Annotated in this window: 6 protein-coding genes; 2 read left to right on the forward strand and 4 right to left on the reverse strand. The window is 56.3% G+C overall.

The window, feature by feature from the left end; translation table 11 throughout:
- Positions 1-5: 5 nt before the first annotated feature.
- On the reverse strand, positions 6-1838 hold the full coding sequence (kdpA, locus tag BM029_RS16970; protein ID WP_092437985.1) for a potassium-transporting ATPase subunit KdpA: 1833 nt from the start codon (positions 1836-1838) through the stop codon (positions 6-8).
- Between the two features lies 1 nt (position 1839).
- Complete coding sequence (gene kdpF / locus BM029_RS16975; RefSeq protein ID WP_061534000.1) at positions 1840-1929, reverse strand: K(+)-transporting ATPase subunit F; 90 nt, start codon at positions 1927-1929, stop codon at positions 1840-1842.
- Positions 1930-2269: 340 nt separating this feature from the next.
- On the opposite strand from kdpF, the gene BM029_RS16980 reads away from it, so the two are divergent.
- Positions 2270-4441, forward strand: a complete 2172-nt coding sequence (locus BM029_RS16980) for an FUSC family membrane protein (protein ID WP_092437989.1) — start codon at positions 2270-2272, stop codon at positions 4439-4441.
- A 151-nt stretch (positions 4442-4592) separates the two neighbouring features.
- A complete protein-coding gene (locus BM029_RS16985; RefSeq protein ID WP_092437991.1) occupies positions 4593-4979 on the forward strand; it encodes a type 1 fimbrial protein in 387 nt (128 codons plus the stop codon).
- A 61-nt stretch (positions 4980-5040) separates the two neighbouring features.
- Here the strand turns inward: BM029_RS16985 and BM029_RS16990 are convergent, their stop codons facing one another.
- Both BM029_RS16990 and BM029_RS16995 read right to left on the reverse strand, forming a co-directional pair.
- Positions 5041-5937 (reverse strand): SMP-30/gluconolactonase/LRE family protein, encoded by an 897-nt coding sequence (locus BM029_RS16990; protein ID WP_244545099.1) that lies wholly within the window; start codon positions 5935-5937, stop codon positions 5041-5043.
- A gap of 99 nt (positions 5938-6036) precedes the next feature.
- The coding region (locus BM029_RS16995; RefSeq protein ID WP_244544995.1) for a porin at positions 6037-6910 on the reverse strand (874 nt) is incomplete at its 5' end.

The following is a 6910-nucleotide window of genomic DNA, read 5'->3' on the forward strand; positions in this document are numbered from 1 at the left end:
TCTTCTTAATTTGGTACAAACATTTGCAGATGTTCAACGACTGGGCCAAGTGCCAGGGCGGGTACGTAGTTCAATACACCCACCAGCACCACGACACCAATCAGCAACACGATAAACAGCGGACCGTGGGTCGGCATCGTGCCGGAGTTCGGTTCCAGCCGCTTTTTGGCTGCAAACGAACCAGCCATTGCCAGGATCGTGACGATGATGATGAAACGTCCGAACCACATTGCGATTGCCAGCATGACGTTATAGAACGGCGTGTTGGCGGACAGGCCGGCGAAGGCGCTGCCGTTGTTGTTGGCGGCAGAAGAGAAGGCGTACAGGATTTCGCTGAAGCCGTGGGCGCCAGGATTAAGGATGCCCGCCACGCCAGCCGTCGCCATCACCGCTATCGCGGTACCGCCCAGCACCAGCATCGGTGTCGCCAGGATGGCGATCGAAGTCATCTTCATTTCGAACGACTGGATCTTCTTGCCCAGATATTCCGGAGTGCGGCCGATCATCAAACCGGCAATGAATACCGCCATGATGGCAAACACCAACATGCCGTACAGGCCGGAGCCGACACCGCCGAACACCACTTCACCCATTTGTATCAGCGCCATCGGCACCATGCCACCCAGCGCTGTAAATGAATCGTGCATCGCATTCACGGCACCGCAAGACGCGGCCGTGGTAACCGCCGCAAACAGGGCCGAAGCGCTGATGCCGAAGCGGCTTTCCTTGCCTTCCATATTGCCGCCCGATTGCAACAGGCTATGGGTCTGGTCGATACCCAAGGCGCTAAGACCCGGATGCGATTGCTGTTCGGCGTACATCACCACTGCCGTCATGATCACGAAAATGATCGTCATCGCCGCCAGCACTGCCCACCCTTGGCGGATATCCCCAACCATGAAACCGAAGGTGAAACACAGCGCTGCCGGGATCAGGAAGATGGCCAGCATCTGCATGAAATTCGACAGCGGCGTCGGATTTTCATATGGGTGGGCCGAGTTCGCATTGAAAAAGCCGCCACCATTGGTGCCGATCATCTTGATCGCTTCCTGCGACGCCACCGGGCCCATGGCCAGGGTCTGCACCTTGGTGCTCATGTTTTCCAGCACCGGCTTGCCGCTGGCATCGTTGACCGGCTGGCCGTCAGCGCCGACTTTGGGCTGTTGATAATCCAGCGGCTGCACGATGGTGGCTTCTTTATACGAATCGAAATTCTGGATCACGCCCTGACTGATCAGGAATACCGAGAAAATCACTGACAACGGCAACAGCAGGTACACGGTAGAACGGGTGATGTCGGTCCAGAAATTACCGATCGACAGCGATGAATGACGCGAAAAACCGCGGATCAGGGCAAAGGCAACCGCGATACCGGTAGCCGCGGAAAAGAAATTCTGCACTGCCAGCACCAGCATCTGGGTCAGGTAGCTCATCGTGCTTTCACCCGAATAACCTTGCCAGTTGGTGTTGGTGATAAAACTGACCGCAGTATTGAATGCAGAATCGGAACTGAGATTGGCAAAATGCTGTGGATTCAGCGGCAACCAGAGTTGGAAACGTTGCAAGACGAAAGTCGCCAACGCGCCGATGGTATTAAACAGCAGCAATGCCAGCGCATAGGTCTTCCAGTTCATCTCGGACTTGGCCTTGATGCCGGCACAACGATAGAGCCATTGCTCAATCCGGCTAAAAATTCGACTAACCCAGCCGAAACCGGTTACCGGCGCATGATCGGAAGATCCGGCGGCGACTTGCACGATAAATTTCCCGAGCGGATAACTCAGCAGAAGCAGCGCTGCCAGGAAAGCGATCAACAACATGGTGGATTGGGAGGTCATTTCAGAAATCCTCCGCTTTGATCAAGGCCACAACCAGATACACCAGCAGCGCGACGGTAACCACCGCGCCAAGTACATAGAACGGGTTCATTGCCGGTCCTCCAACTTTTTGCATCCCACCGCCAGCGCCCAGGTGACGACAAACATCGCCACGATTGCGCCGACATACATTCCATCAATTACCAGCTCCATCATTACCCTCATCACAGATTAGTTGCGGTACCGTCAGGCTATAGAGAAGCTTCTAAAAATGTCGTAAAGAGTCTGGATGGGGGTGTAAACAAAGTGTAAAAAAACCGTAAAAACCCTGAGGGAAAGCCCGTTATCCGGAGGACAAATAGGTTTCATGCCTTTTTTGCACCTTCCGGCTCAATTTTTGTGGGCAAACGCGGTACACTTTCAGCCTCGCCAGCTAACGCCATGACACCTACATGCACTACGCTCTAGATCTGCGCACCTTTATTTTTAGTCATTATTTCTATACTGGTTTGCGGATCGCCACGGGTGTGGTGGGACTGACCATGCTGGTGCTGCAGTTCAGCGACCTGCCGACTGCGATGACAGTCTGTATCGGCGCCCTGTCGACCAGCCTGATGGATTTGCCGAGTTCGCTGCGCCACAAATTCAACGAAATGCTGTCGAGCGTGCTGTTATGCACTGTAGTCACCCTCATCATCAGCCTGTGCGCACCGTTTCACTGGCTGCTGAGCTTCATGCTGGTGATAGTGACTTTCCTCGCCAGCATGATGGTGGTGTATGGCAAAAAGGCCATGCCCCTGCAGTTTGCCGCCTTGTTCGTGATGACTTTGTCGATGGAAAGCGCCATGAACGTGCAACAGGCGTTTTTCCATACCGGCTTGTTCCTGGCCGGCGGCCTGTCTTACCTGGCGTACTCGATGACGGTGTCCTGGTTCCTGCGCAGCCGCATCAAGCAGCAGGTGCTGGCCGAAGCCTTGTTTGAACTGGCGCGCTATATCAATATCAAGGCCGATTTCTACGACATGCATGTCGACCTGAACAGTCAGTTCAATCTCCTGGTTCGCCAGCAGATCGTGCTGGCCGAAAAGCAGCAGGCATCGCGCGACCTGATCCTGCGCGATCCCAGGAACCAGGAAGATGCGATCCTGGTGCAAGTCCATTTCGGCATGTTCGACCTGTATGAACACATTCTCTCGACCCATACCGACTACGCCATCCTGCGCCAGCATCTGGCCGATGCCGAAGTCCTGACATATCTGCGCGACCTGGTCGACAAGGCGGCCAAGGATATCGAAACGATTGCCTACGCCGTCACCCGCAAGCGCGCCTCGTTCGCCAGCATCAGCTACAAGGCGGAGCGGCGTTCGATCGAAAGCGAACTGCAACAATTGCAGCAGGACAGCCTCGCCGGCAAGGTATCAGAGGAAGCGCTGGACATCTTGCGCGCCGCCTACGGCAAAATTTGCGATGCGATCGACATGATCGGCCAGTTGCACCATGCCACGCAAAGCGTGCAAGGACCGTTGCCGGTGCTGATGGGCAAAGACATGACGCCGTTCCTGACGCAGCAAAAATACCAGTTGGGCGTGCTGGTTGCCAATCTACGCTGGCATTCGCCGACCTTCCGCTTTGCAGTGCGCGCCGCGCTGGCGATTTCCTGCGGCCTGCTGGCGGCCGATGCCTTGCCCTATGCCGGCCACGGCTACTGGATTGTGCTGACGATTGCCATCATCTTGAAGCCCAGCTTCAGCCAGACCAAACAACGCCGCAGCGACCGCCTGATCGGCACCCTGATAGGCTGCGTGGCGACCGCGCTGATCTTGCGCTTCGTGCACGAGCCGATTGCATTGCTCGGCTTTTTATTCATGGCCACGGTGGCAGCGCCGGCTTTCATCTATGTCAAGTATCGCTACACGGCGATCGCCGCCAGTATGCAGATTCTGCTGCAAATCAATCTGGTCATTCCGAGTAGCGGCCATGTCATCGGCGAACGCCTGATCGACACGCTGATCGGCGCGGCCATCGCTACTGCATTCAGCTTCGTCTTGCCGAGTTGGGAATATCGCACGCTGCCACAGTTGATCCGGAATGTCTTGAAGAGCAACCAGCGTTTTCTGGACGCCAGCAACCAGCTCATGCAAGGCAAGACGCGGGACGACTTCATCTACCGTATCAGCCGCAAGCGTTTTCTCGACAGCATGTCGGAACTGGTATCGACGCTGGTGCGCATGCTCGACGAACCGGTCAGCAAGCATCGCGCGGTGGAAAACCTGAATCAGTTCATCGTCCAGAATTATCTGGTCATGGCGCATGTGGCTGCCCTGCGCATGCTGTTGCGCCGCAACGCGGAAGGCATGCCGCATGAAGCGGTCAATCTCGAACTGGATGCGGCGACTGCACGGGTCGGCAAGACCTTGGGGCTGGCGGAACTGGTACTCAATCCGAACGCACCTTTGCCGCCCTCCGATGGCGTGCCGATTGCATCGCAAGAGTTCAATGCCGGCGCCCAGGCAACGCAGTGGTCAGCCTGGCACTCGCTACAGCAGCGGGTAGAGCTGCTGTATCAGGATAGCGAAAAAATCGCCGTCAACAGTGCGGCCATCGGGCGCATTCTGGCGACGTGACGGCAAGATCATAGACACAGGTTTTTAAGAATAAACTTATTCATTTTTCCCTGGTTAAGACGACTAAAACACAAGCACCTGAAATTTCCATGCGGTATTATTTATACATGGCAACTCACTTGCGGGTTTTGCTCTCTTTATAGGAGTAAGAATGAAAATCTCTTTATCAAGGCTCGCGGTCACATCCGCGCTGCTGGCGTTAACTTCGAGCGCCATGGCCGGCACAAACGGAGGCACCATTCATTTTTCCGGCCGCATTGTCGCTCCGCCTTGCAGCACTGGCAGCTTCAATGCCGGGCAGCTGAATCTCCAATGCGACAGTCTCAGCGCCTTCGCTGTCTCGTTTCAGCGTGCCGACACCAATGCAAACCCGGCCGCCACCCTCACCTTGACGCGCGATGGCAAACCGCTGGGAACCCGGGAAGCGACCGCTTACCAGATGGTCTTGCGGGGACACACTCAGCTGGGTCTGTCTGCCAAAGCTCCCGCGGCAGGCTCCACTCTTAGCCCGGTCATCATGACCGTCACTTACCTATAAACAACGCAAGACATTGAAACCGAAATCCAGCCGCAGCTGTTCCATCACGCATCGCGGCCGGTTAGCCTCGGAACCGGGCTTCCGGCAGACCGCGCGCATCAGGCAAGCGTAACTGGAACACTCCCCCTGCTGTCGGCTCGGCCCGCAAGGCAGCATCCGATAGTGATTCACGTGCGCTGGTTACGTACAATGTATCCAAAGCCGCTCCGCCAAACGCCACGCAGCTAGGCTGCGCCACCGGCACATGGACAATACGATCAATGCTGCCGTCCGGTGCATAACGCAGTACACGATGACCGCCCCACTGGGCGTTCCACAGATAACCGGCGCTGTCGATGGTTGAACCATCCGGTTCGCCCGGCTGCTCCTTCAAGTCGGCAAACAGGCGATCGTTACTGATCGTGCCGGCATCGGTGTCGTAGTCGCAGCAACGAATCGTCTTGGTGGGCGAATCGCAGTAATACATGATGTGGCCATCCGGACTAAAGCAAATGCTATTGCTGATCGCTACCGCGGGCAACGCCAGTCGCTCCAGCGTGAGGTCGGTATTGAGCCGATAAAAACTGCAGCAGCGCGCCAGGCCAGGCGCATCGTTCTTGGTGCCGAAAACAAAGCGCCCGAAGCGATCGCAACGGCCGTCGTTCAAGCGGGTATGCGGCAGGTCCGCCTCGACCTTGCAAATCGGCGTCACCTCTTCACTGGAAAAAGTGAACCAGGCTAGTTGCGACGCCAGCCCCAACAGCAGCCGGTCGTCATCCTCGGTCAGGGCAAACGTCGCCAGCCGTTCCGGCATCGGCCAGCTGCGGGTCGCGCCGGTAGCCGGCGTGTGGGACCACAGGGCGGCGCCAAGAATATCGGTCCAGAACAAACGCTGGGTACGTGGGCACCACAACACGCCTTCTCCCAGTAAATTCTTGCCGTCAAACAGTAGACTCATCATGGCTGTCGCAGTCGTCATATCCCCGTCCTTCTTGAAATGCCAACGAGGTCTGTGCGACCTCGTTGTTGTATTACGCTACGTGCTTTCGTAACTGACAGCTTACCTCAACGCAGCCATTTAGAATGAATGGCTGATACCGGCGTAACCGCCATTTTGCGCATGGCCCGGCAAAGGGCTGTCGAACTCCGTTCCAAAATCGGCATTACCCTTGTTGCGCATCGTGCCAACAGCCGCATATAGCAAAGTCCGTTTCGACAGGTTGTAATTGGCCCCGACCATGAACAGGCTGGCGCTTCCTGCATCGTGATTGAGCTTGGCGTGGAACGCAGCACCGATCAATGTCCATGCCGGTGTCAGCACGTAGTTGGCGCCGATCCAGTAATGATTGATCTTGTCCGGATCGGTAGGCGACGCGGTATCCGGGGCCGAGACATTTTCGTATCCGGCGTACAGTTTCAGCTGGTCCACAGTGTAGGTACCGCCCACAATCAGATCCTTGGAAGCGGTGTAGACGTCGGTATAACGGCCGTTGGCATCGCGGATAACGTCATAGATGGCACGTAGTTCGAGGCCGCCGGTGGTGTACACCAGCGAAATGCCGTCGCTGCGGCCATTTTTGGTGGAACCGGCTTTCTCGCCCAGACTGGTTTGTACGGTGGCGTTAAAACCGCCCCAGGTAGGCGTCTGGTATTCGATGACGTTATTGGCGCCCGGCCAGTTGCGGCCCTTGACCAGATTCTGCGTACTCATGAATTGCTGACCGGTAGGATCGAGATTCCAGACGTCATTGACGATGAACAGGTTTTTACCGAATTTGATCGAGCCGGCGCTACCGTTCAGGCCGACATAAGAACGCCGATTGAACAAGGCGCTACCGTTGGTGCTGCCGTTGGTGGCGTCAAAACCGGATTCCAACAAGAAAAAGGCGCTCAATCCGCCACCCAGATCTTCGGTACCCTTGAAGCCGATCATGCTGGTGCCCCACTGATTG

Origin of the sequence: Collimonas sp. OK607 (assembly GCF_900111995.1) — a bacterium.
Lineage (GTDB): Bacteria > Pseudomonadota > Gammaproteobacteria > Burkholderiales > Burkholderiaceae_D > Collimonas.

Excerpts from the sequence above, each read along its gene's own strand:
- kdpA (WP_092437985.1), bottom strand. The coding sequence starts at position 1,838 with ATGACCTCCCAATCCACCATGTTGTTGATCGCTTTCCTGGCAGCGCTG.
- kdpF (WP_061534000.1), bottom strand. The coding sequence starts at position 1,929 with ATGAACCCGTTCTATGTACTTGGCGCGGTGGTTACCGTCGCGCTGCTG.
- BM029_RS16980 (WP_092437989.1), top strand. The coding sequence starts at position 2,270 with ATGCACTACGCTCTAGATCTGCGCACCTTTATTTTTAGTCATTATTTC.
- BM029_RS16985 (WP_092437991.1), top strand. The coding sequence starts at position 4,593 with ATGAAAATCTCTTTATCAAGGCTCGCGGTCACATCCGCGCTGCTGGCG.
- BM029_RS16990 (WP_244545099.1), bottom strand. The coding sequence starts at position 5,937 with ATGACGACTGCGACAGCCATGATGAGTCTACTGTTTGACGGCAAGAAT.